The 26,008-nt window shown below is 60.6% G+C and carries 30 protein-coding genes and 1 tRNA gene; 18 read left to right on the plus strand and 13 right to left on the minus strand.

The features are described from left to right. Positions 1 to 48 precede the first annotated feature (48 nt). Positions 49 to 1,665 carry an L-aspartate oxidase gene (nadB, locus tag PSH76_RS20515; protein ID WP_032892985.1) on the plus strand — a complete coding sequence of 539 codons (1,617 nt, stop codon included), beginning with the start codon at positions 49 to 51 and terminating at the stop codon, positions 1,663 to 1,665. Here the strand turns inward: nadB and PSH76_RS20520 are convergent. Together PSH76_RS20520 and PSH76_RS20525 are read right to left on the minus strand one after the other, a co-directional pair. Further along, positions 1,634 to 2,080: a protein YgfX gene (locus tag PSH76_RS20520; RefSeq protein ID WP_032892986.1), complete on the minus strand. Its 447-nt coding sequence runs from the start codon at positions 2,078 to 2,080 to the stop codon at positions 1,634 to 1,636. The genes nadB and PSH76_RS20520 overlap by 32 nt on opposite strands. After that, entirely contained in the window at positions 2,064 to 2,318 is a 255-nt protein-coding gene (locus PSH76_RS20525; protein WP_014717362.1) for a succinate dehydrogenase assembly factor 2, read from the minus strand. Before PSH76_RS20525 ends, PSH76_RS20520 begins: the two co-directional genes overlap by 17 nt. Before the next feature lie 139 nt (positions 2,319 to 2,457). Here PSH76_RS20525 and PSH76_RS20530 point away from each other — a divergent pair, with 139 nt between their 5' ends. Then, complete coding sequence (locus tag PSH76_RS20530) at positions 2,458 to 3,399, plus strand: folate-binding protein YgfZ (RefSeq protein ID WP_056790519.1); 942 nt, start codon at positions 2,458 to 2,460, stop codon at positions 3,397 to 3,399. Positions 3,400 to 3,435: 36 nt separating this feature from the next. After that, positions 3,436 to 4,257, plus strand: a complete 822-nt coding sequence (locus tag PSH76_RS20535; protein WP_138762205.1) for an HDOD domain-containing protein — start codon at positions 3,436 to 3,438, stop codon at positions 4,255 to 4,257. Here PSH76_RS20535 and PSH76_RS20540 read toward each other — a convergent pair whose 3' ends face one another. Both PSH76_RS20540 and PSH76_RS20545 read right to left on the minus strand, forming a co-directional pair. Beyond that, the gene (locus PSH76_RS20540) at positions 4,258 to 5,643 is read right to left on the minus strand and encodes a sensor histidine kinase (protein ID WP_098952465.1); all 1,386 of its coding nucleotides are present in this window, start codon (positions 5,641 to 5,643) and stop codon (positions 4,258 to 4,260) included. It abuts the gene before it with no gap. Next, a complete protein-coding gene (locus PSH76_RS20545; RefSeq protein ID WP_014717358.1) occupies positions 5,636 to 6,307 on the minus strand; it encodes a response regulator in 672 nt (223 codons plus the stop codon). Before PSH76_RS20545 ends, PSH76_RS20540 begins: the two co-directional genes overlap by 8 nt. A gap of 235 nt (positions 6,308 to 6,542) precedes the next feature. Between PSH76_RS20545 and PSH76_RS20550 the strand changes: the two genes are divergently transcribed. From PSH76_RS20550 to PSH76_RS20575, 6 genes are all read left to right on the plus strand, one after another. Beyond that, positions 6,543 to 7,835: an OprD family porin gene (locus PSH76_RS20550; RefSeq protein WP_305492832.1), complete on the plus strand. Its 1,293-nt coding sequence runs from the start codon at positions 6,543 to 6,545 to the stop codon at positions 7,833 to 7,835. A 28-nt stretch (positions 7,836 to 7,863) separates the two neighbouring features. Then, on the plus strand, positions 7,864 to 8,853 hold the full coding sequence (locus PSH76_RS20555) for a tripartite tricarboxylate transporter substrate binding protein (protein ID WP_169918518.1): 990 nt from the start codon (positions 7,864 to 7,866) through the stop codon (positions 8,851 to 8,853). Positions 8,854 to 9,000: 147 nt separating this feature from the next. Then, positions 9,001 to 9,459, plus strand: a complete 459-nt coding sequence (locus PSH76_RS20560; protein WP_032892991.1) for a tripartite tricarboxylate transporter TctB family protein — start codon at positions 9,001 to 9,003, stop codon at positions 9,457 to 9,459. 1 nt (position 9,460) lies between these two features. Beyond that, positions 9,461 to 10,975, plus strand: a complete 1,515-nt coding sequence (locus tag PSH76_RS20565) for a tripartite tricarboxylate transporter permease (protein ID WP_047710295.1) — start codon at positions 9,461 to 9,463, stop codon at positions 10,973 to 10,975. Continuing rightward, a complete protein-coding gene (locus PSH76_RS20570) occupies positions 10,968 to 11,996 on the plus strand; it encodes an AbrB family transcriptional regulator (protein ID WP_305492833.1) in 1,029 nt (342 codons plus the stop codon). Before PSH76_RS20565 ends, PSH76_RS20570 begins: the two co-directional genes overlap by 8 nt. Positions 11,997 to 12,113: 117 nt before the next feature. Then, positions 12,114 to 13,049 carry a YncE family protein gene (locus tag PSH76_RS20575; protein WP_098952468.1) on the plus strand — a complete coding sequence of 312 codons (936 nt, stop codon included), beginning with the start codon at positions 12,114 to 12,116 and terminating at the stop codon, positions 13,047 to 13,049. A gap of 16 nt (positions 13,050 to 13,065) precedes the next feature. Here the strand turns inward: PSH76_RS20575 and ung are convergent, their stop codons facing one another. Further along, entirely contained in the window at positions 13,066 to 13,758 is a 693-nt protein-coding gene (ung, locus tag PSH76_RS20580; RefSeq protein WP_138762210.1) for a uracil-DNA glycosylase, read from the minus strand. A gap of 136 nt (positions 13,759 to 13,894) precedes the next feature. Between ung and PSH76_RS20585 the strand changes: the two genes are divergently transcribed. Continuing rightward, positions 13,895 to 15,007, plus strand: coding sequence for an enoyl-CoA hydratase/isomerase family protein (locus tag PSH76_RS20585; protein WP_098952472.1), 1,113 nt, complete (start codon positions 13,895 to 13,897; stop codon positions 15,005 to 15,007). On the opposite strand, the gene PSH76_RS20590 is transcribed toward PSH76_RS20585, so the two are convergent. Together PSH76_RS20590 and PSH76_RS20595 are read right to left on the minus strand one after the other, a co-directional pair. Continuing rightward, entirely contained in the window at positions 14,993 to 15,445 is a 453-nt protein-coding gene (locus tag PSH76_RS20590; RefSeq protein WP_098952473.1) for a DUF3757 domain-containing protein, read from the minus strand. The genes PSH76_RS20585 and PSH76_RS20590 overlap by 15 nt on opposite strands. A gap of 157 nt (positions 15,446 to 15,602) precedes the next feature. Then, on the minus strand, positions 15,603 to 15,962 hold the full coding sequence (locus PSH76_RS20595) for a hypothetical protein (RefSeq protein WP_032892999.1): 360 nt from the start codon (positions 15,960 to 15,962) through the stop codon (positions 15,603 to 15,605). 243 nt (positions 15,963 to 16,205) lie between these two features. Between PSH76_RS20595 and PSH76_RS20600 the strand changes: the two genes are divergently transcribed. From PSH76_RS20600 to PSH76_RS20630, 7 genes are all read left to right on the plus strand, one after another. Beyond that, positions 16,206 to 16,418 (plus strand): cysteine-rich CWC family protein, encoded by a 213-nt coding sequence (locus PSH76_RS20600; protein WP_032893000.1) that lies wholly within the window; start codon positions 16,206 to 16,208, stop codon positions 16,416 to 16,418. Next, positions 16,408 to 17,100 (plus strand): pseudouridine synthase, encoded by a 693-nt coding sequence (locus tag PSH76_RS20605; RefSeq protein ID WP_305492834.1) that lies wholly within the window; start codon positions 16,408 to 16,410, stop codon positions 17,098 to 17,100. Before PSH76_RS20600 ends, PSH76_RS20605 begins: the two co-directional genes overlap by 11 nt. A gap of 305 nt (positions 17,101 to 17,405) precedes the next feature. Next, complete coding sequence (locus PSH76_RS20610; protein WP_032893003.1) at positions 17,406 to 18,290, plus strand: alpha/beta fold hydrolase; 885 nt, start codon at positions 17,406 to 17,408, stop codon at positions 18,288 to 18,290. Positions 18,291 to 18,403: 113 nt separating this feature from the next. Further along, a tRNA-Gly gene (locus tag PSH76_RS20615) sits at positions 18,404 to 18,477 on the plus strand. Positions 18,478 to 18,776: 299 nt separating this feature from the next. Then, positions 18,777 to 19,187 carry a type II toxin-antitoxin system HicB family antitoxin gene (locus PSH76_RS20620; protein WP_069557924.1) on the plus strand — a complete coding sequence of 137 codons (411 nt, stop codon included), beginning with the start codon at positions 18,777 to 18,779 and terminating at the stop codon, positions 19,185 to 19,187. Between the two features lie 84 nt (positions 19,188 to 19,271). After that, the gene (locus PSH76_RS20625; protein ID WP_305492835.1) at positions 19,272 to 19,610 is read left to right on the plus strand and encodes a hypothetical protein; all 339 of its coding nucleotides are present in this window, start codon (positions 19,272 to 19,274) and stop codon (positions 19,608 to 19,610) included. Positions 19,611 to 19,696: 86 nt separating this feature from the next. After that, entirely contained in the window at positions 19,697 to 20,197 is a 501-nt protein-coding gene (locus PSH76_RS20630) for a methylated-DNA--[protein]-cysteine S-methyltransferase (RefSeq protein ID WP_138762215.1), read from the plus strand. A gap of 84 nt (positions 20,198 to 20,281) precedes the next feature. Here the strand turns inward: PSH76_RS20630 and PSH76_RS20635 are convergent, their stop codons facing one another. The 4 genes from PSH76_RS20635 to PSH76_RS20650 form a co-directional block, all read right to left on the minus strand. Continuing rightward, positions 20,282 to 20,809, minus strand: coding sequence for a DUF4142 domain-containing protein (locus tag PSH76_RS20635; RefSeq protein ID WP_003189402.1), 528 nt, complete (start codon positions 20,807 to 20,809; stop codon positions 20,282 to 20,284). A gap of 119 nt (positions 20,810 to 20,928) precedes the next feature. Then, complete coding sequence (locus PSH76_RS20640) at positions 20,929 to 21,570, minus strand: LysE family translocator (protein WP_305492836.1); 642 nt, start codon at positions 21,568 to 21,570, stop codon at positions 20,929 to 20,931. 47 nt (positions 21,571 to 21,617) lie between these two features. After that, on the minus strand, positions 21,618 to 22,034 hold the full coding sequence (gene fos / locus PSH76_RS20645) for a fosfomycin resistance glutathione transferase (RefSeq protein ID WP_305492837.1): 417 nt from the start codon (positions 22,032 to 22,034) through the stop codon (positions 21,618 to 21,620). A 15-nt stretch (positions 22,035 to 22,049) separates the two neighbouring features. Beyond that, entirely contained in the window at positions 22,050 to 22,976 is a 927-nt protein-coding gene (locus tag PSH76_RS20650; RefSeq protein ID WP_098952477.1) for a LysR family transcriptional regulator, read from the minus strand. Positions 22,977 to 23,044: 68 nt separating this feature from the next. Between PSH76_RS20650 and PSH76_RS20655 the strand changes: the two genes are divergently transcribed. Further along, on the plus strand, positions 23,045 to 23,521 hold the full coding sequence (locus PSH76_RS20655) for a DMT family transporter (RefSeq protein ID WP_138762221.1): 477 nt from the start codon (positions 23,045 to 23,047) through the stop codon (positions 23,519 to 23,521). On the opposite strand, the gene PSH76_RS20660 is transcribed toward PSH76_RS20655, so the two are convergent. Both PSH76_RS20660 and yiaY read right to left on the minus strand, forming a co-directional pair. After that, on the minus strand, positions 23,493 to 24,167 hold the full coding sequence (locus tag PSH76_RS20660; RefSeq protein ID WP_032893078.1) for an NAD(P)H-binding protein: 675 nt from the start codon (positions 24,165 to 24,167) through the stop codon (positions 23,493 to 23,495). The two genes, PSH76_RS20655 and PSH76_RS20660, sit on opposite strands and share 29 nt — an antisense overlap. Positions 24,168 to 24,857: 690 nt before the next feature. Beyond that, positions 24,858 to 26,006, minus strand: coding sequence for an L-threonine dehydrogenase (gene yiaY, locus PSH76_RS20665; RefSeq protein ID WP_192001992.1), 1,149 nt, complete (start codon positions 26,004 to 26,006; stop codon positions 24,858 to 24,860). Positions 26,007 to 26,008: the final 2 nt, after the last annotated feature.

Below are 26,008 nucleotides of genomic sequence, written 5' to 3' on the forward strand. Positions count from 1 at the left end.
GCGTCCTGTTTGCGCCCCCTTTGGATCGCTTTTTGCGGAATCCGTCAAATGAGCCAACAGTTTCAACACGATGTCCTCGTAATCGGCAGCGGCGCCGCCGGCTTGAGCCTGGCCCTGACCCTGCCCAGCCATTTGCGTATAGCGGTTTTGAGCAAAGGCGACCTGGCCAACGGCTCGACCTTCTGGGCCCAGGGCGGCGTTGCTGCAGTGCTGGATGACACCGACACCGTGCAATCCCACGTCGAAGACACCCTTAACGCTGGCGGTGGCCTGTGCAATGAAGACGCCGTGCGCTTCACCGTCGAGCACAGCCGGGAAGCCATCCAATGGTTGATCGACCAAGGTGTGCCCTTCACCCGTGATGAACATGCCGGCAGCGACGACGGCGGCTTTGAGTTCCACCTGACCCGCGAAGGCGGCCACAGCCATCGCCGAATCATTCACGCCGCCGATGCCACCGGGGCCGCGATTTTCAAGACCCTGCTCGAGCAGGCCCGCCAACGCCCCAACATCCAATTGCTGGAGCAGCGCGTCGCCGTCGACCTGATCACCGAAAAACGCCTGGGCTTGCCGGGCGAGCGCTGCCTGGGCGCCTACGTACTCAACCGCACCAGCGGTGAAGTCGATACCTATGGCGCACGTTTCACCATTCTCGCCTCGGGCGGCGCCGCCAAGGTCTACCTCTATACCAGCAACCCCGACGGTGCCTGCGGCGACGGCATTGCGATGGCCTGGCGCTCGGGCTGCCGGGTCGCCAACCTGGAATTCAACCAGTTCCACCCCACGTGCCTGTATCACCCGCAGGCCAAGAGCTTCCTGATCACCGAAGCCCTGCGCGGTGAAGGTGCGCATTTGAAGCTGCCCAATGGCGAGCGCTTCATGCAGCGCTTCGACCCACGCGCCGAGCTGGCGCCACGGGATATCGTCGCCCGCGCTATCGACCACGAAATGAAGCGCCTGGGTATCGACTGCGTGTACCTGGACATCAGCCACAAGCCCGAAGCCTTCATCAAGACCCACTTCCCGACCGTCTACGAACGCTGCCTGACTTTCAATATCGACATCACCAAGGGCCCGATCCCCGTGGTACCCGCCGCGCACTACACCTGCGGGGGCGTAATGGTCGACCAGCATGGCCGCACCGACGTGCCAGGCCTGTACGCCATCGGCGAAACCAGTTTCACCGGCCTGCACGGCGCCAACCGCATGGCCAGCAATTCACTGCTCGAATGCTTCGTGTATGCGCGCTCGGCGGCAGCGGACATTCTTGAGCAACTACCGCGTATCCCGGTACCGGCCGCCCTGCCCCGCTGGGACGCGAGCCAGGTTACCGATTCGGACGAGGACGTGATCATCGCCCACAACTGGGACGAGCTGCGGCGCTTCATGTGGGACTATGTGGGTATCGTGCGCACCAACAAACGCCTGCAACGGGCGCAACATCGGGTGCGCTTGCTGCTGGATGAGATCGATGAGTTCTACAGCAACTATAAGGTCAGCCGCGACCTGATCGAATTGCGCAACCTGGCCCAAGTGGCCGAGTTGATGATCCGCTCGGCCATGGAACGCAAGGAAAGCCGCGGCCTGCATTACACCCTCGACTACCCCCAGATGCTGCCCGAAGCCCGCGACACTATCCTGGTGCCAACCACCTACGGCGGCTGAACTTCAGGCGTACACGCAGGCGCCGGTGCACATCGGCGGCCTGCGCATCCTTGGGCACGCAGATGGACTGCACTCGCCGTTCACCCTGCACCCGGTAACGCAACACCACGATCAGCGGCAACGCCAGGCTGTCGGGCCGCAGTTGCACAGGGTGCCACCCGCGTGCGGCGCTCCATAATTGCCAGCCATCGTCGTCACGGCGCAGGCCACGAATCGACGAACGGTGAGTGAGCAGGATTTGCCGCGGTAATATCCAGGCACAATGAGCCAGGCATAACAGGATGCCAAGGCTTGAGTAAGGCAGGTTTAGAGCCAGCAGGCTGCCCAGCGCGATCAGTTGGGCAAGCACATAGGCCGCCAGCAACAGCCGCGAGGCCTGCCAGCGGCATTCGAAACGATTACTTGGGCTGGACACGATCCAGGATCATCCGAACCATGCGCTGCAGCTCCGGGTCTTCGGATTCGGCGCGCTCCATGAACCAGCCAAACATGTCCTGGTCTTCACACGTGAGCAACCTGACGTAGAGGTCGCGGTCCACCTGATTGAGCGTCGCGTACACCTCTTTGGTGAAAGGCACCAGCAGCACATCCAGCTCCAGCATGCCGCGACGGCTGTGCCAGTAGAGGCGATTGATTTCTACATCTTCGACCATGGAGCCCTCCTAAATTAGAGCGCAAGTATACAGCCCCGACGACACCGGAACAGTCGGCTTTGGTCGACCGCGACGAAACTATGCATTTGCCGGACGCCCCTCTATGATGCACCCATGACTTTTTGACCTGCGATGACCCATGGCTGACTCCGCTTTTTTCTGCTCCCTGTCCCACGAAGGCGTTCTCGCCGTCCGCGGCTCTGATGCTGCCAAGTTCCTGCAGGGCCAACTGACCTGCAACCTCAATTACCTGAGTGATACCCAGGCCAGCCTGGGCGCGCGCTGCACGCAAAAAGGCCGGATGCAGTCGAGCTTCCGCATCCTGCTACAGGGTGATGGCGTACTCCTGGCCATGGCCACCGAGTTGCTAGAGCCACAGTTGGCGGATTTGAAAAAGTACGCGGTGTTCTCCAAGTCCAAGCTCACCGACGAAAGCGCTGCCTGGGCGCGCTTCGGCCTGGCTAACGCAGACGCGGCCTTGACCGCTCTGGGCCTGGAACTGCCGGTCGAGACCGACAGCGTGGCACGCAACGAGGCATTGATCGCCGTCCGCGTTTCCCCGGGCCGTGCCGAACTCTGGGTACCTGCCGAACACGCCGACACCGTGCGCAGCCAATTGGCCGCACAGTTGCAGCAGGCTGACTTGAATGCGTGGCTGCTTGGCCAGATCCGTGCCGGTATCGGCCAGGTGATGCCCCAGACGCGCGAGCTGTTCATCCCGCAGATGCTCAACCTGCAAGCCGTGGGCGGCGTGAGTTTCAAGAAAGGCTGCTACACCGGCCAGGAAATCGTCGCGCGCATGCAGTACCTGGGCAAACTCAAGCGACGTCTGTATCGCCTGAGCCTGGAAACAGCCGAACTCCCCGAGCCAGGTACTCCACTGTTTTCCCCCAGCCATAACAGCGCAATCGGCGAAGTGGTCATCGCCGCAAAAGCTGACCAGTCGATTGAACTTCTCGCGGTGCTGCAAGCCGAAGCTGCCGACAGTGGCGACGTGCGCTTGGGCACCCTGGAAGGCCCAGGCCTGCACTTGCTTGACCTGCCCTACCCACTGGACCGAGATCGCGAGATCCAGCGTTAATCGCCGTACTTTTTTGCAGCACCCTAGAGAGCATGAATGAACAAGCTGGCGGAAAAAGTCCAACAAGCGTTGGTAACGGCCATCGATAACGATGACCTGGTTCTGCCGACATTGCCGGAGGTGGCCCTGAAAATTCGCCAGGCCGCCGAAGACCCGGAGATCAGCATCAGCCACCTGAGCAAGGTGATCAGTCGTGACACGGCCCTGTCGGCACGCCTGATCAAAGTGGTCAACAGCCCGTTGCTGCGGGCCAGCCAGGAAGTTACCGACCTGCACACCGCCATTACCCGGCTTGGCACCAACTACAGCAGTAACCTGGCTATCGGCCTGGTGATGGAGCAGATCTTTCACGCCCGCTCCGAGGTGGTCGAACAGAAAATGCGCGACGTGTGGCGCCGCAGCCTGGAGGTGGCAGGCGTGAGCTACGCCTTGTGCCGTCGCCACAGCCAGCTCAAGCCAGACCAGGCGGCGCTGGGCGGCCTGGTACATCAAATCGGCGTGCTGCCGATCCTCACGTATGCCGAGGACCATTATGAGCTGCTGGCCGACCCCGTCAGCCTCAACCACGTCATCGACAGCATCCACCCGGTGCTGGGGGACAAGCTGCTACGGGTGTGGGACTTTCCCGAGATGCTGGTGAACGTGCCGGGCCAATACCTGGACCTGACACGCGACTCTGCCAGCCTGGACTACGTCGACCTGGTGCAAGTCGCCGCGCTGTACTGCCACCGCGGCACCGACCATCCCCTGGGGACCGCGCCGATTGCCACATTACCGGCCCTCATGAAGTTACGCATAGACCTGCACAGCGACGCCCTGCGCAGCGAACTGGACGAAGCGCGCTCGATGTTTTACTGATCAACCCGCGATAAAACTCACGCGTACCTTAAGCCCCGCCAGCTCGCCATCATGCAGGCTGATCTGCGCCAGGTGCGCACGGCAAATCTCCCCGACAATCGCCAGCCCCAAGCCCGAGCCCATGCCCTGCTGGCTGCGTCGATAAAAACGCTCGAACACCCGGTCCCGCTCATCCAGCGGGATACCGGGGCCGTCATCTTCCACCTCCAGCACCGCCGGGGCGGTCACCCGCAGAATCACATTGCCGCCGGGTGGCGTATGGGCCAAGGCGTTATCTACCAGGTTGCTCAGCAACTCATTAAGCAGCGTCGGTTCGCCGCGCAGCCATACCGGCTCATCGGCCTCCAGCGCCAGGGCCACGCCCCGCGCGTGAGCCAGCGGCGCCATGGCCATACCGAGCTCACGGGCCAGCTGGCTTAGATCGAGCAACTGCGCACCGCCTTCGGCAATGGCGCGAGCACCGTTTTCGATGCGCGCCAGTGACAACAACTGATTGGCCAGGTGCGTCAGGCGGTCGGTGCCCTGGGCGGCCGTTTCCAGGGTGCTGCGCCAAGTGGCCGGCTCTTCGGCACGCAGGCCCAGTTCCAGCCTGGCCTTGAGCGCCGCCAGGGGTGTGCGCAGTTCGTGGGCAGCGTCGGCAATAAACTGCGCCTGGCGCTCGAACTGCCCGCGCAGACGTTCGGTGAAATGGTTGAGCGAGCGCACCAGTGGGCCGAACTCGTCCTGAACTTCCACCAAAGGCAGGGGCCGCAGGTCATCGGGCTGGCGCTCTTCTACAGCCGTGCGCAGGCGTTCCAGCGGGCGCAGGGCGGCGCTGACCGCGAACCACACCAGCAACAATGCACCGATGGCGAGCATGCCCAGGCGCAGCAGGGTGTCAGCCATCAGGCTGCGAGCCATGGCCACCCGCGCTTCGTCGGTCTCCGCGACACGAACTTCGGCCATGCCATTCATGTTCGGTTCCGAGACGGCCTTGAGCAGGCTCACCACCCGTACATGCTGGCCCAGGTACATGGCGTTGTAGAAGCGCGCCAAGGCTGGGTAATCGTCGGTGCGGGGCGTGCCGGGCGGCGGGCCGGGCAGGTTTTCGTAACCGGAAATCAGCTTCTGATCAATGTCATTGACCTGGTAATAAATGCGCCCAGCACTGTCGTAGGCAAAGGTATCCAGGGCGACATAAGGCACATTGGCGCTGAGGGTGCCGTCCACCTGGGTCAAGCCGGCGGCAATGGTGCGCGCCGAGGCCAGCAGCGTACGGTCATAGGCGGTGTCGGCGGCTTCGCGGCCGTTCCAATAAGCGCTCATGCCGCTGGCGAGCATCAACAGCACCAGCAACAGCGCGAGGTTGCACAGCAAGCGCCAGCGCAGGCTGCTGGGCTTATGCATCACGGGCTTCCAGCAAATAGCCAAGGCCGCGGAAGGTAACGATGGCGATGGGCTGGCCATCGAGCTTCTTGCGCAGGCGATGCACGTAGATCTCGATGGCGTCGGGGCTGGCCTCCTCGTCCAGGCCAAATACCTGGGAAGCCAATTGCTCCTTGCTCATCACGCGGCCCGGCCGAGCAATCAAGGCTTCGAGCACTGCTTGCTCTCGGGAGGTCAAGGTCATCAGTTCGCCTGCGACCGTGAAGCGCCGGGTGTCGAGGTCGTACACCAGCACACCGCAGGTCTGCTGGCGCTCGCCGCCCAACACGCTGCGCCGCAACAGTGCCTTGACCCGTGCTTCAAGCTCCGTGAGTTCAAACGGCTTGGCCAGGTAGTCATCGGCGCCCAGGTTCAGGCCGTGCACGCGGTCTTTTACATCACTGCGAGCGGTCAGCATCAGCACCGGCAGGTTCTTTCCACGTGCCCGCAAACGCGCGAGCACCTCGAAACCATCCAGGCGCGGCAACCCTACGTCCAGGATCACCGCGGCGTATTCCTCGCTGCTCAAGGCCAGGTCCGCCGCCACGCCGTCATGCAACACATCAACGGTCAAACCCATGCTCTTGAGCGCTTGGGCGACACTTTCGGCGAGCTGCAGATGGTCTTCAACCAACAGGACACGCATGGATTTCTACCTCATTCGGGGGTGGTCGGCGCCACGCTTTGCCCGGCAGTTTACAGCCGCAACCTGGCCTGTGAAGCCCGAAAACATTGAAAGGCGATTGAAAGGTTAGTGAAAGCTTCGCCCTTTAGCATCCAACCACGGTGGTCTATGCCCGCCGAGTTGCCTGACCCGTAGCGCCCGAAAAACGCCTTGAAGCGTTTTCGCCAAAATAAGAACAATAACGGAGTACACCACGATGCTGTCGACCCAGCCACAGGCTTGCCCGCCTGTTCGCTCTTCCCGCCTGACCCACACCGCCCTCGCCAGTGCCGCCGCCCTTGCCGGCTTTGCGCCGCTCAGCCAGGCTGCCTTCTTCGAAGACAGTAGCGCGACCCTGGAAACCCGCAACATGTACTTCAATCGCGACTTTCGCGACGGTACCAGTGCACAGCAATCCAAGCGCGACGAATGGGCCCAGGGCTTCATGCTCAACCTGCAATCAGGCTACACCGACGGCACCGTCGGCTTTGGCGTGGATGCGCTGGGCATGCTCGGCGTCAAGCTCGACTCCAGCCCCGACCGCACCGGCACCGGCCTGCTGCCGACCCACGATGACGGCCGCGCCGCCAACGAGTACTCAAAGCTGGGCCTGACCGGCAAAGTGAAAATCTCCGCCACTGAGCTTAAGATCGGCTCGCTGATCCCCGAACTGCCGATTCTCAAGCCCAACGACGGGCGCATCCTGCCGCAGACCTTCAACGGTGGCTTGATCACTTCCAAGGAATTCAAGAACCTGGTGTTCACCGGTGGTCGCCTGGACAAAGCCAAAGACCGCGACGACACCAACTACGAAGACATCGCGCTCAATAACAAGAACAGCCGCTTTCTCAGCGGTGCAACCGGCAAGCACTTCAACTTCGGTGGCGTCGACTACAAGTTCGCCGACAAGATCACCGGCAGCTACCACTTCGCCCAACTCGACGACGTCTACCGCCAGCACTTCCTCGGCATGGTCGCATCCCGCCCGATGGGCCCTGGCACCTTCGGCGCCGACCTGCGCCTGGCGATCAGCGATGACACCGGCTCGGCCCGCGGCGGCAATATCGATAACCAATCCCTCAACGGCCTGTTCAGCTACGCTCTCAATGGCCATAAGCTCAGCGCCGGCTACCAGCACATGTCCGGCGACAGCGCCTTCCCGTATGTGGATGGCAGTGACCCGTACCTGGTCAACTTCGTGCAGATCAACGATTTTGCCGGCGCCGAAGAACGCTCCTGGCAAGCACGCTACGACTACGATTTCGCCAAGCTGGGCATTCCGGGCTTGAGCTTCATGAGCCGTTACCTCTCGGGTGACAACATCAAGCTCAAGAACGGCGAGACCGGCAAGGAGTGGGAACGCAACAGCGAGATCAAGTACGTGGTGCAAAGCGGCACGTTCAAAGATGTAGCCGTGCGCCTGCGTAACGCCACCTATCGCTCCAACTATTCGGCCCGTGACGCAGATGAAATGCGCTTGCTGGTCAGCTACAGCGTCGCACTTTGGTAGTACCCCCCTCATAACAAAAACGATGGAGATCACCATGACCCTTTCACTGCGTAAATTTGCCCTCGCCGCCGGCTGCATGCTGTTCGCCGGCCAACTGCTGGCCGCCGACGAACCCAAGCGTCCGGAATGCATCGCCCCGGCCTCCCCCGGCGGCGGTTTTGACCTGACCTGCAAACTGGCGCAAAGCGCGCTGGTGAACCAAAAGCTGCTGACCAAACCGATGCGTGTGACCTACATGCCCGGCGGCGTGGGCGCGGTGGCCTACAACGCGGTCGTGGCCCAGCGCCCTGCGGATGCCGGCACCCTGGTCGCCTGGTCGAGCGGTTCGCTGCTGAACCTGGCCCAGGGCAAGTTCGGCCGTTTTGATGAAAGCGCCGTGCGCTGGTTGGCGGCAGTGGGCACCAGCTATGGCGCCATCGCGGTGAAAAGCGACTCGCCCTACAAGACCCTCGACGACCTGGTCAAAGCCTTGAAGAAAGACCCAGGCAGCGTGGTGATCGGCTCCGGCGGCACCGTCGGCAGTCAAGACTGGATGCAAACCGCGCTGATCGCCAAGGCCGCCGGGATCAACCCGCGCGAACTGCGTTACGTCGCCCTTGAGGGTGGCGGTGAAATCGCAACAGCCTTGCTGGGTGGCCACATCCAAGTGGGCAGTACCGACATCTCCGACTCCATGCCGCATATCCAAAGTGGCGACATGCGCCTGCTGGCGGTGTTCTCCGAGAAGCGCCTGGATGAACCAGAAATGAAGGACATCCCGACCGCCAAAGAGCAAGGCTACGACATCGTCTGGCCGGTGGTGCGTGGCTTCTACCTGGGGCCAAAGGTCAGCGATGCCGACTACGCCTGGTGGAAAGACGCCTTCGACAAACTGCTGGCCTCCGAGGAGTTCGCCAAGCTGCGTGACCAGCGCGAGCTGTTCCCATTTGCCATGACCGGCCAGGAGCTGGACACCTATGTGAAAAAGCAGGTGGCTGACTACAAAGTGCTGGCCAAAGAGTTCGGCCTGATCCAGTAACCGCCCCTCTTTTGTGTAATGCCCCTGTAGGAGCGAGCTTGCTCGCGAAGAACCCAAGGACATCCACGTGCGTCCAGACAGCACGCGTTATCGTTGACGTTTTTCGCGAGCGAGCTCGCTCCTACAAGAGGGGCCTTGGAGTTTTCTATGCTCTTACAACGCATTTTTGCCGCGGTGCTGTTACTGGCCTGTATCGGCCTGGCACTGATGGCTTGGCCGTATCAGGCGGCCTTTTCCTACGAACCCGTCGGGCCAAGAGCCTTCCCCCTGCTGCTGCTCGGGCTGATGGGCCTGGCGCTTGTCTACATGATGATTCGCCCGCAAGCGACCAAACACACTGACGATGAACCGGCGCTGGACCAACCCACGCTGATCAAGATCGGCATCTGTGTGGCCCTGCTGCTGGTGTTTGCCGGCACATTCGAATCCTTGGGTTTCATTCTCAGCAGCATGCTGATCGGTATTCCGATGGCACGGCTGTACGGCGGCCGCTGGTGGCCCAGTGTGGTGATCATCACCTTGATGAGCGTCGGTCTTTATCTGCTGTTCGATAAAACCATGGACGTACCGTTGCCCCTCGGCCTGCTCGACGTTCTGGAGAACTGATATGGATACTTTTGGCTATTTGGGCCAGGGTTTCGGCATTGCGCTGAGCCCCTATAACCTGGTGACCGCACTGTGCGGCACCCTGATCGGCACCGTGGTTGGCCTGCTGCCGGGCCTGGGCCCGATCAACGGCGTGGCACTGTTGATCCCCATCGCCTTTGCCCTGGGCTTGCCGCCCGAGTCGGCGCTGATCCTGCTGGCAGCCGTGTACCTGGGCTGCGAATACGGCGGCCGCATCAGTTCGATTCTGCTGAATATCCCGGGCGAAGCGTCCACCGTGATGACCACCCTCGACGGCTACCCGATGGCCCGCAAAGGCCTGGCTGGCGTGGCGCTGTCGTTGTCGGCCTGGAGTTCGTTCATCGGCGCGTTTATCGCCACCTGCGGCATGGTGCTGTTCGCCCCGCTGCTGGCCAAGTGGGCGATTGCTTTTGGCCCTGCGGAATATTTCGTGTTGATGGTGTTTGCGATTGTCTGCCTGGGCGGCATGGCCGGTGACAAACCGCTCAAGACTTTTGTGGCGGCGCTGATCGGCTTGTTCCTTTCCTGCGTGGGCATCGACGCCAACAGCGGTGTGTACCGCTTTACCGGCGACAATATTCACCTGACCGACGGCATTCAGTTCGTGGTGCTGGTACTCGGGCTGTTCTCCATCAGCGAGATCCTGCTGCTGCTGGAAAAAACCCACCGTGGCCAGGAAGCAGTGAAAGCCACCGGGCGCATGATGTTCAACGTCAAGGAAGCCTTGTCGGTACTCACCGTGAACCTGCGTTGCGGCGTGTCGGGTTTTATCATCGGCGTGTTGCCGGGTGCCGGTGCGACCATGGCGTCGGCCGTTGCCTACATGACCGAGAAACGCATCGCAGGTGCCAGCGGCAAATTCGGCCAAGGCGACATGCGCGGCCTGGCCGCCCCTGAAACCGCGATTGGCGCATCGGTCTGCGGCGCCATGGTACCGATGCTGACCCTCGGAGTTCCTGGCTCGGGCACCACGGCGGTGATGATCGGCGCCCTGTCGCTGTACAACATCACCCCTGGCCCGCTGCTGTTCCAACAGCAACCGGACATTGTCTGGGGCCTGATCGCGTCGTTGTTCATTGCCAACATCATGCTGGTGGTGCTCAACATCCCGATGATCCGCATCTTCACCCGTATCCTCGCCGTGCCGAACTGGGCGCTGGTGCCGGTGATCGCCATCATCACCGCGATTGGTGTGTACGCCGTGCATGCCACCACCTTCGATCTGTTCCTGATGATCGCCATCGGCATCTTCGGCTACATCCTGCGCAAGCTGGACTTCCCGCTGTCGCCGCTGCTGCTGGGCTTTATCCTCGGCGGCCTGATGGAGCAGAACCTGCGCCGTGCGCTGTCGATCTCCAACGGTGCGCTGGAAATCCTGTGGTCGAGCCCGATCACCTTTGGCGTCTGGGTACTCACCGCAATCATGCTGCTCGTACCGTTGCTGCGTATCTGGCGTAAACGCGTGCAACAGCGTCGTGCCCTGGCCGATGTCTGAGGTCACCTTTAAACATTGGTGGGGAACACCGCTGGTCGGCCTGGCCGGCGGTTACCTGGCCAGCCTGGTGGGCTGGCCTTTGCCGTACATGGTCGGCTCGTTGCTGGCGATCATCCTGGTGCGGTGCCTCACGCCCTGGCAGTTGGCAGAGATTCCCGGCGGGCGCAAATGCGGCCAATGGGTGGTGGGCATCGGCATCGGCCTGCACTTCACCCCGGTGGTGATCGAGCAGGTGATGAGCCACTTCGGCTTGATCTTTTTCGGCGCACTGGTCACCAGCATGTCGAGCGTGGTGGGCGTGTGGTTGATGCGCCGCAGCGGTGAAGACCGCGCCACGGCGTTCTTCTCCAGCATGCCCGGCGGCTCCGGCGAGATGGTCAACCTCGGCGCACGCAATGGCGCGGTGCTCAGCCGGGTGGCGGCCGGGCAAAGCCTGCGTGTGCTGGTGGTGGTGCTGTGTGTGCCGGCGGTCTTCAAATATTTGCTCGGGGGCGGCGCGCCGCAGTTTCATCCGGCGCCCGTGGACTGGGCCTGGCTGGCCCTGCTGTTTCCGGTGGGGGCGCTGATTGCCTGGGGCTGGCAACGCTTGCGCCAACCCAACCCTTGGCTGTTCGGGCCATTGCTGGTGAGTGCGGTGGCCAGCGTGACCTGGGATTTGCACATCGGCCTGCCAGACGGCGGCAGCCAGATCGGCCAATGGTTGATCGGCAGCGGTTTGGGTTGCCACTTCAATCGGCAGTTCTTTCGTCGTGCACCGTCGTTTATGGGCCGCACCTTGATTGGCACGGCATTGACCATGCTGCTGGCGACATTGGCGGCGGTGGGCTTGAGCGCTCTGACCCAGTTGGACCTGCGTTCGCTGACCCTGGGCATGATGCCCGGCGGCATTGCAGAAATGAGCCTGACGGCCGAGACGCTACAATTGTCGGTGCCGTTGGTGACGGCAATGCAGGTGATGCGTCTGCTGTTTGTGCTGTTTTTGGCAGAGCCGTTGTTCAGGCACTGGAACCGCCAATCTTAATTCTGGAAGTGGCCCCTCAAGGGCCACGACCGTTTGTCTGAACTGGCAATCTTCACAGCTAGCCAAACTCACCTTAGCGGCCTTTCATGGAGCGACTTCCCACTGAGGAGCGCAATCGTGGTGACCCCAACCGAAACAACGCTCGAAAACGAAAATGAAGAACCCGTCGCAATCGTAAATACGGTTGCCGTCCCGGGGTCCCCCAATCACCTAGTACTCAATGGGGATGGAACGCGTCTGTATGTAGCAAGCTCCACATTGCCACAAGGCATTACTGTCATCGACACAGCGAACTTTAGCGTCCTCAGGACAATCACCACTGTGGGTTCGCCCATTTGGCTGGCAATGCACCCCACTGCCCCGCGCCTTTACGCCAGCGATAACAGCCAGGCCAGCAATACGCCGATCACCGTGATAGACACTTTGACCGATAACGTCAGTGACCATATAAGGGGGTTTACTACTATCAATGGGTTGGCCTTGAATTCTACCGGAACACGCTTGTACGTCGCCGACCAAGGCGCTTCAGAGTTGGTAGTGATCGATGCCTCCACTCACCAGCGAATCGCCGCCCCCCAAGTACGCTACCCTCGAGAGATCGCGATAGCACCAGGCAACGCCCGTTTACACCTTGCCTCGGATCTTGATGGGTGGACTAGCATCAACCTTGGAACTAACAGGGTGGTGACCCAAACCAATACCGTTGCCGGCCAACCTACCTCCATTGCGCATGCTCGCTTCAACGCACAGGTCTACATCACCTACCAAGATCGTGGTGAGGTCTATATCGGCAACACCTCCACCGCACAGGTCAGTAGGATACTGACCGGTTTGCTAGCTCCCTTTCAGGTGGCCTTTCATACTATGCTCGAGATCGCCTACATCACGGAAACCGATGGTAACCGCATGAGCATTCTCAATACCCGCACACAAACCGTAACCGGTACCCTCACTGGCTTCAACAAACCGCGGGGTATCGTCGTGACACCCAACGGCCGAACCGCCTATGTTGCCAATATTGGCAATAGCACGGTGTCACAAGTCCGTTTGTAGCCCGACGTCGTCCGGTTCAGAGTGGCGGCAGCCGCCACTCGATCGGGGCCTCACCATTCTGCTCAAGAAACTTGTTGGCCCGGCTGAAATGCCCGCAGCCCAGAAACCCGCGATACGCCGACAACGGTGACGGATGCACCGACGTCAGCACCAGATGCTTGGTGGCGTCGATGAGCTTCTGCTTGCTTTGAGCATGGGCGCCCCACAGCAGGAACACCAGGTGCGGCTGATGCTCGCTGACCACTTCGATAATCCGATCGGTAAAAAACTGCCAGCCCTTGCCCGCATGGGCATTAGCATTGGAGCGCTCCACCGTCATGGTGGTGTTGAGCATCAGTACGCCTTGGTCGGCCCAGCTTTGCAGGTAACCGTGGTTGGGGATGTCGATGTTCAGGTCGCGCTTGAGTTCTTTGTAGATATTGACCAGCGACGGCGGCGCCGGCACGCCCGGTTGTACCGAGAAGCATAGGCCATGGGCCTGGCCAGGGCCGTGGTACGGGTCTTGGCCGAGAATCACGACCTTGACCTTGTCCAGCGGTGTTGAATTGAGGGCGTTGAAAATCAATGGGCCGGGCGGGTAGATCTCTTTGCCAGCGGCATGTTCCTGGCGCAGAAACTCGCGCAATTGCGCCATGTAGGGCTTCTCGAACTCATCGCGCAGAGCGTGTTTCCAGCTGGGTTCGAGTTTGATACGGTCGCCATCGGTCATAGTTCAATTGTCTTGTAAAAAAGAATGAGGCGAACCCTAGGAAAGCCGACCCCGCTTGTCAATTGATCTGACACAGCACCGGCACTTTCCCACGAAGGGATCATACTCATCCTTCACCTTCTCGATTGAGGTCACGATGAACCTGCATTTCGAAGAACTGACCGGCAGTGGCGGCGCCCGCATCGGCATCGCCACCCTGGATGCGCCAAAGTCCCTTAACGCCCTCTCCCTGCCGATGATCCTGGCCCTGGATGAGCGCATGGAGGCTTGGGCGAAAGACCCGCAGATCGTCTGCGTGCTGCTGCGCGGCAACGGCGCCAAAGCCTTTTGCGCCGGTGGCGAAGTACGCAGCCTGGCCCAGGCGTGCCGTGAACAGCCCGGTGAGGTTCCAGCCCTGGCCGCGCAGTTTTTTGCCGCTGAATATCGTCTTGACTACCGCCTGCATACCTACCCAAAGCCGTTGATCTGCTGGGGCCACGGTTATGTATTGGGCGGTGGCATGGGCCTGTTGCAAAGCGCCGCCGTGCGTATCGTTACGCCGAGCAGTCGTTTGGCCATGCCCGAGATCAGCATTGGCTTGTACCCGGATGTGGGTGCCAGTTGGTTCCTGTCGCGCTTGCCGGGCAAGCTCGGCTTGTTTTTGGGCCTCACCGGCGCCCATATCAACGGCCGCGACGCACTGGACTTGGGCCTGGCCGACCGCTTCCTGCGCGATGACCAGCAAGACGAATTGCTCGATGGCCTGCTGCAACTGAACTGGCAGGAACAGAGCGCGATGCAGCTCAACAGTCTGCTCAAGGCGCTGGCCCAGGAGGCGGACAGCCAGCAACCCGAAGCGCAATGGCTACCGCGCCGCGCACAGATCGACGAATGGCTGGATGTAGGAGATGTGCGCTGTGCCTGGCGCGCCTTGAGCCTGCTGCGCGACCACAGCGACCCGCTATTGAACCGCGCCGGCAAAACCCTCAGTGAGGGCTGCCCGCTGACGGCGCATCTGGTGTGGGAACAACTCCAGCGCGCCCGTCACCTCTCCCTGGCCCAGGTGTTCGAGATGGAATACACCCTGAGCCTCAATTGCTGCCGTCATCCGGAGTTCGCCGAAGGGGTTCGGGCGCGCCTGATCGACAAAGACCAGACGCCTCATTGGCATTGGCCGGATATCAATACACTGCCGGAAGCGGTGGTGCAGGCGCACTTTGACAAGGCCTGGGAAGGTAGGAATCCTCTGGCGGATTTATCTGACTACTGACAGGTCTGTACGCTTGTCGTTGACCTTGAAAGCGCAATTGTCCGGCTGGCTGTCCGTGCAGGTGTACACCGGCAACTTGAACGCATCGGGCTGTAGCTCCCAATACAAGGTGCTGGTCAACGACATGTTGATAACCTCATTGCCCTTGCGTGGCCTCAACGCTACCACCCCGTTCCGACTGGTGCGGTAGATGCACTTGTCCATGTAGCCGTTTCCTCTCTCCTCGCCCTCGGCCGGCATGAACACTGCGCCAATGAATCCGTCGATAACACCACGAGACGCAACCCTCGGGCTTTGCCAGCGCAGGCCATGGTCCTTGGCGCGATAATGGCCGTCGGCGTATGCGATCTGCGTTGTATAAGGACAGCCCTGCTCCGCTCTTGCCGGTGCAATGACGTAGCTCATCAGCAGTAGCACGCAAATCAATTGTTTGAACATAGGGGTTCCATCTGCTCAGTCTCACCACGCAAAAGCACTCGGCTCTGCGCTAGTGAAGTACAGCTAGCAACTCAAAGATAGCTGTTAAATCTGACAGTACGGACGTACGGTACCCATAAAAAACGGCGCATGATGCGCCGCTTGTTTTTCAAGATATTTAACGGTGCCCGCCGCGGCCACCTCCGTGGTCGGAACCACGTCCACGCCCGCCATTGCCCCAGCGGTCGCCCCATCCATGGTTTTGGGAGGGCCGGTAGCCGGCGCGGGGGTAATAACGCGGGGCTGGTTGGTAGTAGCGCGGCGCCGAGTAATAGCGAGGCTGTGGTGCATAGTAACGGGGCGCTGGCGCGTAATAGCTGCGCCCGGAAGGGTAATAACGCGGGCCGCCGTAGTAGTAGGCTGGCGCCGGTGCGGTGTAGACCTCAGAGCGATAGTAGGTAGCGCCTCCATCGTAGTAGGGCACGCAGGCTGAAAGGGTCAGGCCGAGCAAAGCGATAAGCAGCAGTCGTCGATACATGGCGGCCTCCTGGACCGCGGAAGAGCTCCTCCAGCGACGCTGGCGAGCGGCATTCAGCCTTCACTGAATGACGAAACATCTGACATCAAAAACAGAATCTGGTGCGTTCGCGACACAAGTGGAAACATCTGTTTCAGACGAAGTGAAGCCTCGCCAAACAGCCATGGTGATGGAATGCCGCCCAGCCGCGCTGTATCGTGCAATAACTAACGCGCCCTACCCGATTCCCTTCTGAACCGACCCATGACCACACCGACCCTCTGCCCCGCCTGCGGTGCCCGCAACGACTGCTCCTTGGCCGACCCGCGCACAGCCGATCAGGCCTGCTGGTGCTACAGCGTCATCATCGACCCGGCGGTGCTTGAAGCCCTGCCGGATGAGTTGCGCAATAAAGCCTGCCTGTGCCCGCGCTGCGCCCAAGTGGACGAACAGTTGCGTACCCGCCATGCGCGTTGATCGCTTCCTCAGCAACCTGCCACAGTTCAATCGCAAGCAAGTGCGCCTGTTGCTGGTGGAGCGTCGGGTGACCGTCGAGGGTGTTGCGGTCAGCGATCCGCACCATGACGTACGGGAATTCAGCCAGGTCTGTGTGGACGGTGAAATCCTGCAAGCGGGCAAGCCGGCGCGTTATTTCATGCTGCACAAACCCCAGGGTTGCGTCAGCGCTACATCAGACCCGCAACACCCCACGGTCCTGGACCTGCTGGACGAACCGGACAAAGCCGACCTGCATATCGCCGGGCGCCTGGATTTCAACACCACCGGCCTGATGCTGATCACCAACGACGGCCAATGGTCGCGGCGCCTCACGCAACCGCAAACCAAGTTGCCCAAGGTGTACCACGTGCAAACCGAACAGGACATCGGCCCGGAGTATGCGGTGACGTTCGCGGCAGGTGTGTATTTCGCCTTTGAAGATCTCACGACCCAACCCGCAGAGCTTGTACGGCTGGGCCCAAGAACGGCCCGGTTGAGCATCATCGAAGGCCGTTACCACCAAGTGAAGCGCATGTTCGGGCATTTTGATAACAAGGTGACCGGCCTGCACCGCGAGCGAATGGGCCCTTTGGTGCTGGATGCGTCGCTTGCGCCGGGTCAGTATCGGCCACTGACTGACGACGAGATCCGACAAGTCTGACGACCGTTCAGCCGGTGATGGCAAAAAACCAGCCGCTTGCCTTGCGACCTGCCTTCGGTGCTGCTTGAATCAAGGCGTCAGCCAGATGATGACTGACGAGTCGCCCTATAACCTCCAAGAAACACCTTGCCTCGCCCGCGCTTGATCTTCGGGCCCTCCCGGCAAACAGCCCGCCATAACAACACCCGCCGGCCAGCCGTCATCGGACCGACATGGGCCCTCATTTTCCAGGCGTATGCCTACCTGTCATAAAGCTCGTGCAGAGTGATTTGCGCGCACTACCCGCTTGCCAGGAGTCTTACGACATGAGGCCAGAAATCGCTGTGCTGGATATACAGGGTCAGTATCGGGTGTACACGGAGTTCTATCGCGCGGACGCAGCAGCCAAGACCATCGTCTTGGTCAACGGCTCCATGGCGACCACAGCGTCCTTCGCTCAAACCGTGAAAAGCCTGTACCCGCAATTCAATGTGGTGTTGTACGACCAGCCCTACGCTGGCCGTTCCAAAATCCACAACCGTCATGAGCACATGCTGACCAAGGAAGTCGAAGGCCAGATCCTCCTGGAACTGCTCGACCACTTCGCCGCTGAACACGTGTTGTCCTTCTCCTGGGGCGGCGCCGCCACGTTGGTCGCCCTTGCGCACCGGCCCCGGCGCGTGGAAAAAGCGGTGATCAGCTCATTCTCGCCAGTGATCAATGCGCCAATGCGTGACTACCTGGAACGGGGCGTCGACTACCTGGGCAACCTCGACCGCGACCGTGTCGGCCACCTGGTCAACAGCACCATCGGCAAGCACCTGCCGTCGCTGTTCAAGCGCTTCAACTACCGCCATGTCAGCAGCCTGGCCGCACACGAATATGGGCAGATGCATTTTCACATCAGCCACGTGCTCAACAGCGACCGGCAGTGTTACCTCAAGGCCGCCAGACAGATCGACATTCCGGTGCTGTTCTTGAACGGCGAATGGGACGAATACACCAGTGCAGACGACGCCAAGCTGTTTGGCCAGCATGTGGCCAAGAGCAGCTTCAGCACCATCCAGGCGACGGGACACTTCCTGGACATGGAACATAAAGCCGCATGCCGCGATAGCCGTGAGGCCGTGGTGGGCTTCTTGAAAGGGCAGCGGCCCGCCAGCCCGTTGCGATATAGCCAGGGCCAGGCGCAGCATGCATGGGCGCTTTGAAATCAAGCCTGACACTGTGGCGAGCAAGCTTGCTCGCCACACGCAACTCTCACATTTTTCAAAGAAAAACTTCAAATCCAGCCGAACATCTGGTACAAAGTCAGCCGCTCTGAGCGGGTATAGTTTAGTGGCAAAACGAAAGCTTCCCAAGCTTTAGTTGAGGGTTCGATTCCCTCTACCCGCTCCACTCAGATTTGCACTTGCGCCAGGAGGGTTCTGGCGCAAGATGCACAAAAAACCGGTCCTTGGTGACCGGTTTTTTTATGCCTTGGATTCGGTCTTCAGCGTTGTTCTGCTGCTCGAAGCCGTGCCTGAGGACGTGAAGTATCTCGCAATACCTCCAAACGGCGTCATTTCCGCGCGCCCATACACTTCATTCAACACCTATCGAAATCTCGGACATCAACCGTTGGTAGGTAGAGTGTTGATAACTTTATAGCTGTGGGTATAGTAACCACCAAAACCCACCAAAAGGAGGGCAAGAACATGCTTTACCCCATCGCAATTTCAACGGGCGACGCGGACCACGCCTGGGGCGTGGAAGTCCCGGATATTCCTGGCTGTTATTCGGCCGGAGAGGACCTGGATGACGCCATGGCCATGGCCCGCGAAGCCATCGAAGGGCACTTCGAGATCCTCGCAGAAGATGGCGCGCCGATCCCCAGCGCGCAGAAAGTCACCGTGCACGCCGCCAACCCTCAGTACGCCGGTTGCACGTGGGCTGTGGTGGACATCGACGTGACCAAATATCTGGGCAAAGCTCAAAAGCTCAACATCACCCTGCCCGGCTATCTGTTGAATCGCATCGATGAGTACGTGTTGAATCATCCACAGGAAAAAAGCCGTTCGGGGTTTCTGGCGTCGGCAGCGCTCAAGGTATTACAGCAGGAGCGGTAGTTGCGCCTAAGTAAAATCTTACTGCGATGAGGGCTAAACATCGCGATGATACAGGCTCGTCGCCCCAGAGACCGGAAGCAGGCAATGCTGAGAACCAAGCCACCCACACCCAAAATCATCCTACGCCAAGTGGCGGGCTGGGTACTGGTTTTACCACTGCTGATCTCGTTTGTGCGTCTGCCCTTCCCCTTCCCTTTTAGAGTATTGCTGGAGTTAGGAGTGATTGTCGCGTCAGGGTATGGCGTAAGGTTTGCGTGGCGTCACGCAACCCCACATGTGGCTATGTTCGCTTTGATTTTGACCCTGCTCAACGTCGTTTCTATGGTCATGTTAAGTACGGCGTCAGTCCTGAAGGCCCTTTGCATCATCGCCTGGCTCTACGTGTACCCCTATTACTCAAGCTGGGTTTACTGGAACTTCTAGTTTGACCGCAAGAAACGTAGTTTCCAGACACTCTGATGGAACTACAGTGACGTCGTCCCCCTTCACTCCCCTCAAGGAGCCTGCCGATGACTTACCACTACAAGCTCATGCCTTCCCCTGTCGGTGAACTCACCCTGGTGGCGCGCGATGGCAAACTCAGCGCCATCCTCTGGGAAGTAGAACGCGCCAACCGCGTACGCTTGGGTGAATTGATCGAGGCCCATGACAGCCCGGTGCTTTTGGAAACCGAACGCCAACTGCAGCAATACTTTGCCGGAACGCGTAACCAGTTCGAACTGGAGCTGGACTTCACCGGCACCGACTTCCAGAAGCAGGTCTGGCAGGCACTGCTGACCATCCCCTTCGGCGAAACCCGCAGCTATAGCCAAATCGCCGAGCAGATCGGCAACCCCAAAGCCGTGCGCGCTGTCGGCGCCGCAAATGGGCGTAACCCGATCTCAATCATCGCGCCCTGCCACCGGGTGATTGGGGCTTCTGGCGGCTTGACCGGTTTCGCGGGCGGGCTGGCGGCCAAGCAGTATTTGCTGGCGCTGGAAGGCACCGGTCAAGGTGAACTGGCGTTATAGGCCGCGTCCAGAACGGGCCTGAACTCGGCATAAAAAACGGCGGCTGGATCCTCTCCAACCGCCGCTTTTCATATAAGGCAGGCCTCAGCCGTCGCCTTGATGGCCCTTGCCATAGGTCGAGGCCAGGGCGCGGGCTTTTTGCAGGCGCTCTTCAAGCTTGGGCAGCGTCTCATCCACCAGTGCCTTTATCTCCGGCACATCCGACGCGGCGCCCTCTTTCTGGAACAAGGCGATGGCGTCTTCGTTCTCCTTGACCTGCTGCGCAGTATAGGCAGCGTCAAAGGAATCGCCGTCCTTGAGTTCTGGCATCAGGGTTTCGGCTTTATCGACGATCTTCTCTCGCGGGGCCACTGGCAAATCCAGCTTCTTGGCGATCGCCGCCAAGTGCTGGTTGGCCAGCGTGCGCTCGTTGATGACCTCAATGGTGTAGTCCTTGATTTCCTGGGATGAGGTCTTGGCGTGGGCCATGCGACTGGTTTCGATATCGGCCATGCCTTTGGCCGAAGCCTGCTCGATGAATTCTGCAGGCGACTGGGCGAAAGCATTGCTGGCGCCGAGGCCCAGCAGCATCGCGAAACTGGCGGTGCGTAACCGGATAGCCATGCGGCTCATGATGGGTTCCTCCAGGGCAAAAATAGGTGCGTGGGCATACACCCCGCTCTGAATTCGAATTTTCAGGGCGGTAAAGGTTTAGAAAAAACTTCCCTGTGCGACGAACGGTCGCCGCCGCCTCAGGCCGCTTTGCTGCCGAACAGACCCGGCAATGCGTGCGCCAAGGCATTGAGGGCGAAGCCGATAAACATCACGCCGCAGAGCTTGGTGATCAGAATTTCATGGCGTTGATACAGCGTGCGCACCCGTTGGGCACCCACCACGCCAATCAGGATCGCGTAGGCCAGCAAGCCACCGATAAAGCTCAGCAGAATCAAGGTCGGCAGCATCGACCAGGTCAACAGCTCGGCCCGGCTGGACAGCAACGCAGTGAAGGTCGCCACGGCCACCGGATAGGCCTTGGGGTTGGTCAAGCCAAACAGAATGCCGTGCCAGAACGGGTGCCGCGCGGCGCCCTGAGGGGCATCGCTGCTGCGGCGTTGGGTACGGATCGCACGCCAGCCCAGCCAGAACAGATACACCCCGCTGATTACGCCAAGAACATCAAAGGCGCTGCTGCCGACTTCCCGCGCACCGACGATGGCAATCAGCGCCGTGCTGCACCACACCACATCCCCGAGCAAATGCCCGCACAAAAAACCCGCCCCTGCACGCCGGCCACGGGCCGCACCAATGCCGAATACGGCCAGGACACCGGGGCCTGGGGTAATGCCGTAGATAAAACCCGAAGCCAGCACGGCGAGCAGCAAGGATGGGGTCATGGATAGACGCTCCGACAGACGCTAAAAGGTGATTGATTCTGCATGTTTCACCGCGACGGGTAAAACTTCATTCCAGCATAGGGCTTGGCACGGCAGGCTTGCAGGCGCGAGGCCAAATCGCCGACATGGGCCTCCAGCTTGTGGCCGTCGGGATCGAGAAAATAAAACGACGCGCCTTCGCTGCGGTTGTCTCGCCACTCCTGTACGCCAGCGGCGCGCAGGCGTTCGACCAAGGCAGTGAAATCAGGCGCATCGACGGTGAAAGCGTAATGGGTGTAGTCCACCGCCGCAGCAGTCGAACGCAACGGGTCCAGCGACAGGCACAGCCAAAGCCCAGGCAGTGAGAGGTAGGCACCGTTGTCCCAGGTTGCGTCCAACTGCAGGCGCAGCAGGTCGTGATAGAAACTCACGCTGCGCGGTACATCGGTGACGGCCAGGGTCAGGTGGTTGAAACCGCTGAGCATGTAGGTTTTCTCGCGTTATCGTTGGTCTGCGGACAATACACCCACCACCCGGCCAATCAACCACTGCAACCCCGCATCCCCACCCCGCCGCGTATGCCAAGCCAGCTCAAAGGCAAACGAAGGGATATGAAACGGCGGAGGCACGGCCAGCAATTGCCGAGCGTCGATATTCAATAAACCCCGGGACGACACCGTCAGAATCAAATCTGTGCCCTGAATCAACTGCGGCGCCACACCCCAATGCGGCAGGCTGATCGCCACATGCCGACGTTCACGAATGGCCGTCAGTGCCCGTTCGATTTCCGGCGTGCCGCTGCCACGCATCTCCAGCAGTACATGGGGGCGCGACAGGTAGGCCGGCAGGTCCAGCACCCCACTGGGCGCAAGGCTGTCGCGGTCGACCAGGCAGGTGTAATGCTCTTCGAACAGCGGCGTAGTGCGCAGTTCGGCGGGCATGTCGGGGAATACGCCCGCAGCCAGGTCGAGGTCGCCATTGAGCACACCGTCGACCATGCCTTCGCGGCTGGCCTGGATGATCTGCAAGTCGATACCGGGCGCTTCCTGGCGTAGGACGCGAACCAAGCCGGGCAGGAAAATCGCTGCGCTGTAGTCAGACATCGCCACGCGAAAGCGGCGCTTGGCAGAAGTGGGATCAAAACGATTCGGCGCCAGCAATGCCTGCACCTGAGCCAGGGCTTCGGCCAAGGGTGCCGCCAACTCCAGGGCGCGAGCCGTTGGCACCAATGTGCCGCCCTGACGCATCAGCAGCGGGTCGCCTAGCATGTCGCGCAGCCGCGCCAACGCATGGCTGACTGCCGGCTGGCTCAGGTGCAGGCGCTCGGCAGCGCGGGTGACGTGTTGCTCGCTGAGCAAGGCGTCGAGGATCACCAGCAGGTTAAGGTCGATGCGGCGCAGATCATTCATCAGCTGCATGCCCAGCATAAGAATTTGGAATTTAAATTTGCGCGACGAATAACCTAGAGTCCAGCAAAACTTCTGGGAGCGTCGAAATGACTGTGTTGCAGTGGGTAGGTTTGTTGGCGCTGGCGGCGTTCGCCGGTGCAGTGGTGCCGTTTCAAAGTGCGATCAACGCCAACCTCGGGCGCGGGCTCGGCCATCCTTTGTGGGCCACCTTGGCGTCGTTGCTGGTAAGCATCATCGTGCTGCTGCCGGTGATTGTGGCGCTGCGTTTGCCTCTGCCGAGCCTGGCCTTTATCAGCAAGGCACCATTGTGGATGTGGGCCGGCGGTGCCTTTGGCGTGTGTTTCATTTCATTGGCGTTGATGCTGCTGCCCAAGCTCGGCGCATCAGGCTTCATTGCGCTGGCCATGGCCGGGCAGATTCTCGCCTCGTTGCTACTGGACCATTTCGGCCTGTTCGGCCTGGTGGAACGCCAACTGACAACCTCGCGGGTACTGGGCGCGTTACTGCTGATCGGCGGCGTGGCATTGATTCAGTTCAGCGGCGCTCAGCCGCCAGGCGATTGATCTGCGCCTGCTCCACCACCGGCTGCGGCGCGCCCTGGCTGGCCGCCTGCAACATCGCACGGCCGACGGTCTCGGTGCTCACCACCCAGCCCGGCTTTAGTCGCCGCACAAACGAAAGCACCGGCCCGAGCACGCTATAGAAAGATTGATACAACGGCGTCTTCGAACGCACACCGTGCAACGGCTGGACGATCCCCGGACGGAACAGATACACCGCCTTGAACGGCAGGCGCAGCAAGGCATTTTCGGTCTTGCCCTTGACCCGCGCCCACATCGACTTGCCGGCTTCGGAACTGTCCGTGCCGGCGCCGGACACATAGATAAACGTCATCTGCGGATTGAGCCGCGCCAGGGTACTGGCCGCCACGAGGGTCAGATCATAGGTGAGGTGGGTATAGCGCGCTTCCTTCATGCCCGCCGACGAAACACCCAGGCAGAAGAAGCACGCATCAAAACCTTGCAGCAGGTTTTCCAGGGGTTGGAAATCCAGCATGTCGCTGTGCAACACCTGATGCAGCTTGCCGTGCTCCTGGGTCAAGGGCGTGCGGCCCACGGCCACCACTTCCTGCACATCGGCCGCCAGCAGGCACTCGCGCAGCACACCCTGGCCCACCATGCCGGTGGCGCCGAATAACAGAACTCTCATGAAAGGACCTCAGCGGCACGCCGCACGCTTGATGCTCGAATGCATTAGGCGTGTAGCTTAACCCGTGCCGCTGAAGGCTGCCCTTATCAAAACATAGGTATCTACACAAAGAGTTGCTGCTGCCGAAGCTAACCACGATGCGAAGCGAGCCGCTCTTGATCTTGATCTGCTTGTGATCTTGATCTGCTTGTGATCTTGATCTCAGGCGCCCCGTCAAACCACGCTGGCCGGAATTCGACAGGGATTTGGGGGGTAAACCGGCAGGGATGCCGGTTTAGCCGCCCCGCGCCATGGATGGCGCGTGGCGGCGGCCCCCCAAATCACTGGCGGATTACGGGCACACCGAGCCTAAGCGAGGTGCCGAGTGGTGGGGCAAGAGCGTTTTGCTTACTTTTGCGCTGTTCAAAAGTGAGCCGCCGTCAGGGCGGAACCCTAAGTAGCCGTTACCGCAGGAATCGATATGTACACCATCCAACTGTGTTGACTGCCAGGCCGCCTTCGCGAGCAAGCCCGCTCCCACAGTTGGATTGCGGGTGTCAGGTAGATTGGTGTTGACTGTCAGGCCGCCATCGCAGGCAAGCCAGCTCCCACAGTTTGATCGCGGGGCGGCAGGTAGATAAGCGTCGGCTGTCAGGGCGTCACGGGAGCAAGTCCAGCATCGCGCCAACATTGTGTAGGTACCTATGCCTATCAAAAAGCGCTCCGAAAGATCTCCTCAATCTGACGCTGGTCCGCCCGCCGAGGGTTGGTCAGCCCGCAGGCATCTTTCAACGCATTGCTGGCCAGCAACGGAATGTCCTGCAACTTAGCGCCAAGCTCACGCAAACCCGCAGGAATTTCCACGTCCTGGGACAACCGACGAATCGCCGCAATCGCAGCCTGGGCGCCCTCTTCAGCGGTGATGCCCTTGATATCCGCACCAAGGGCCCGGCCCACGTCGCTCAAGCGTTTGGCGCAGACACTGGCATTGAAGCTTTGTACGTGGGGCAACAACACCGCGTTACACACACCGTGGGGCAGGTCGTACAAGCCGCCCAATTGGTGGGCCATGGCATGCACGAAACCCAGGGACGCGTTGTTGAAAGCCATGCCGGCGAGGAATTGTGCGTAGGCCATGTTCTCCCGTGCAGCCTTGTCAGTGCCGTCGCGGACCGCCAGGCGCAAGTTGGCGCTGATCAACTCGATGGCCTTGATCGCGCAGGCGTCGGTGATCGGTGTCGCAGCGGTGGACACGTAGGCTTCGATGGCGTGGGTCAGCGCATCCATGCCCGTGGCGGCGGTGAGGCCCTTGGGCATGCCGACCATCAGGGCCGGGTCGTTGACCGACAGCAGCGGCGTGACGTTGCGATCAACGATGGCCATTTTTACGTGGCGGCTTTCGTCGGTGATGATGCAAAAACGCGTCATCTCGCTGGCCGTGCCAGCGGTGGTGTTGATGGCCACCAGCGGCAGTTGTGGCTTGCTCGATTGGTCGACGCCTTCATAGTCGCCGATACGCCCGCCGTTGGTAGCGCACAGGGCGATGCCCTTAGCGCAGTCATGGGGCGAACCGCCGCCCAGGGACACGACGAAATCGCAGGCGCTCTGTTGCAGCAGCGCCAGGCCTTTTTCGACGTTTTCCACGCTGGGGTTGGGCTTGGCGCCGTCGTAGATCACCGAGTCGATATCCTGCATCGCCAGCTTCTCGGCGATCATGCCAGCCACACCAGCTTTGGCCAGGCCAACGTCGGTGACGATCAACGCCTTGCCGAAGCCGTAGTTGCGAATGGCGGTCATCGCTTCGTCGAGGCAATCGATGCCCATGATGTTGACGGCGGGGATGAAGAACGTGCTGCTCATGG

The sequence above is a fragment of the Pseudomonas sp. FP215 genome, assembly GCF_030687795.1.
Taxonomy (GTDB): Bacteria; Pseudomonadota; Gammaproteobacteria; order Pseudomonadales; family Pseudomonadaceae; genus Aquipseudomonas; species Aquipseudomonas salmasensis.

What these genes read in the sequence shown, in the direction of transcription:
- nadB (WP_032892985.1), top strand. Translation starts at nt 49, where the DNA reads ATGAGCCAACAGTTTCAACACGATGTCCTCGTAATCGGCAGCGGCGCC.
- PSH76_RS20525 (WP_014717362.1), bottom strand. Translation starts at nt 2,318, where the DNA reads ATGGTCGAAGATGTAGAAATCAATCGCCTCTACTGGCACAGCCGTCGC.
- PSH76_RS20530 (WP_056790519.1), top strand. Translation starts at nt 2,458, where the DNA reads ATGGCTGACTCCGCTTTTTTCTGCTCCCTGTCCCACGAAGGCGTTCTC.
- PSH76_RS20535 (WP_138762205.1), top strand. Translation starts at nt 3,436, where the DNA reads ATGAACAAGCTGGCGGAAAAAGTCCAACAAGCGTTGGTAACGGCCATC.
- PSH76_RS20540 (WP_098952465.1), bottom strand. Translation starts at nt 5,643, where the DNA reads ATGCATAAGCCCAGCAGCCTGCGCTGGCGCTTGCTGTGCAACCTCGCG.
- PSH76_RS20545 (WP_014717358.1), bottom strand. Translation starts at nt 6,307, where the DNA reads ATGCGTGTCCTGTTGGTTGAAGACCATCTGCAGCTCGCCGAAAGTGTC.
- PSH76_RS20550 (WP_305492832.1), top strand. Translation starts at nt 6,543, where the DNA reads ATGCTGTCGACCCAGCCACAGGCTTGCCCGCCTGTTCGCTCTTCCCGC.
- PSH76_RS20560 (WP_032892991.1), top strand. Translation starts at nt 9,001, where the DNA reads ATGCTCTTACAACGCATTTTTGCCGCGGTGCTGTTACTGGCCTGTATC.
- PSH76_RS20565 (WP_047710295.1), top strand. Translation starts at nt 9,461, where the DNA reads ATGGATACTTTTGGCTATTTGGGCCAGGGTTTCGGCATTGCGCTGAGC.
- PSH76_RS20570 (WP_305492833.1), top strand. Translation starts at nt 10,968, where the DNA reads ATGTCTGAGGTCACCTTTAAACATTGGTGGGGAACACCGCTGGTCGGC.
- ung (WP_138762210.1), bottom strand. Translation starts at nt 13,758, where the DNA reads ATGACCGATGGCGACCGTATCAAACTCGAACCCAGCTGGAAACACGCT.
- PSH76_RS20585 (WP_098952472.1), top strand. Translation starts at nt 13,895, where the DNA reads ATGAACCTGCATTTCGAAGAACTGACCGGCAGTGGCGGCGCCCGCATC.
- PSH76_RS20590 (WP_098952473.1), bottom strand. Translation starts at nt 15,445, where the DNA reads ATGTTCAAACAATTGATTTGCGTGCTACTGCTGATGAGCTACGTCATT.
- PSH76_RS20595 (WP_032892999.1), bottom strand. Translation starts at nt 15,962, where the DNA reads ATGTATCGACGACTGCTGCTTATCGCTTTGCTCGGCCTGACCCTTTCA.
- PSH76_RS20600 (WP_032893000.1), top strand. Translation starts at nt 16,206, where the DNA reads ATGACCACACCGACCCTCTGCCCCGCCTGCGGTGCCCGCAACGACTGC.
- PSH76_RS20605 (WP_305492834.1), top strand. Translation starts at nt 16,408, where the DNA reads ATGCGCGTTGATCGCTTCCTCAGCAACCTGCCACAGTTCAATCGCAAG.
- PSH76_RS20610 (WP_032893003.1), top strand. Translation starts at nt 17,406, where the DNA reads ATGAGGCCAGAAATCGCTGTGCTGGATATACAGGGTCAGTATCGGGTG.
- PSH76_RS20620 (WP_069557924.1), top strand. Translation starts at nt 18,777, where the DNA reads ATGCTTTACCCCATCGCAATTTCAACGGGCGACGCGGACCACGCCTGG.
- PSH76_RS20625 (WP_305492835.1), top strand. Translation starts at nt 19,272, where the DNA reads ATGCTGAGAACCAAGCCACCCACACCCAAAATCATCCTACGCCAAGTG.
- PSH76_RS20630 (WP_138762215.1), top strand. Translation starts at nt 19,697, where the DNA reads ATGACTTACCACTACAAGCTCATGCCTTCCCCTGTCGGTGAACTCACC.
- PSH76_RS20635 (WP_003189402.1), bottom strand. Translation starts at nt 20,809, where the DNA reads ATGAGCCGCATGGCTATCCGGTTACGCACCGCCAGTTTCGCGATGCTG.
- PSH76_RS20640 (WP_305492836.1), bottom strand. Translation starts at nt 21,570, where the DNA reads ATGACCCCATCCTTGCTGCTCGCCGTGCTGGCTTCGGGTTTTATCTAC.
- fos (WP_305492837.1), bottom strand. Translation starts at nt 22,034, where the DNA reads ATGCTCAGCGGTTTCAACCACCTGACCCTGGCCGTCACCGATGTACCG.
- PSH76_RS20650 (WP_098952477.1), bottom strand. Translation starts at nt 22,976, where the DNA reads ATGCTGGGCATGCAGCTGATGAATGATCTGCGCCGCATCGACCTTAAC.
- PSH76_RS20655 (WP_138762221.1), top strand. Translation starts at nt 23,045, where the DNA reads ATGACTGTGTTGCAGTGGGTAGGTTTGTTGGCGCTGGCGGCGTTCGCC.
- PSH76_RS20660 (WP_032893078.1), bottom strand. Translation starts at nt 24,167, where the DNA reads ATGAGAGTTCTGTTATTCGGCGCCACCGGCATGGTGGGCCAGGGTGTG.
- yiaY (WP_192001992.1), bottom strand. Translation starts at nt 26,006, where the DNA reads ATGAGCAGCACGTTCTTCATCCCCGCCGTCAACATCATGGGCATCGAT.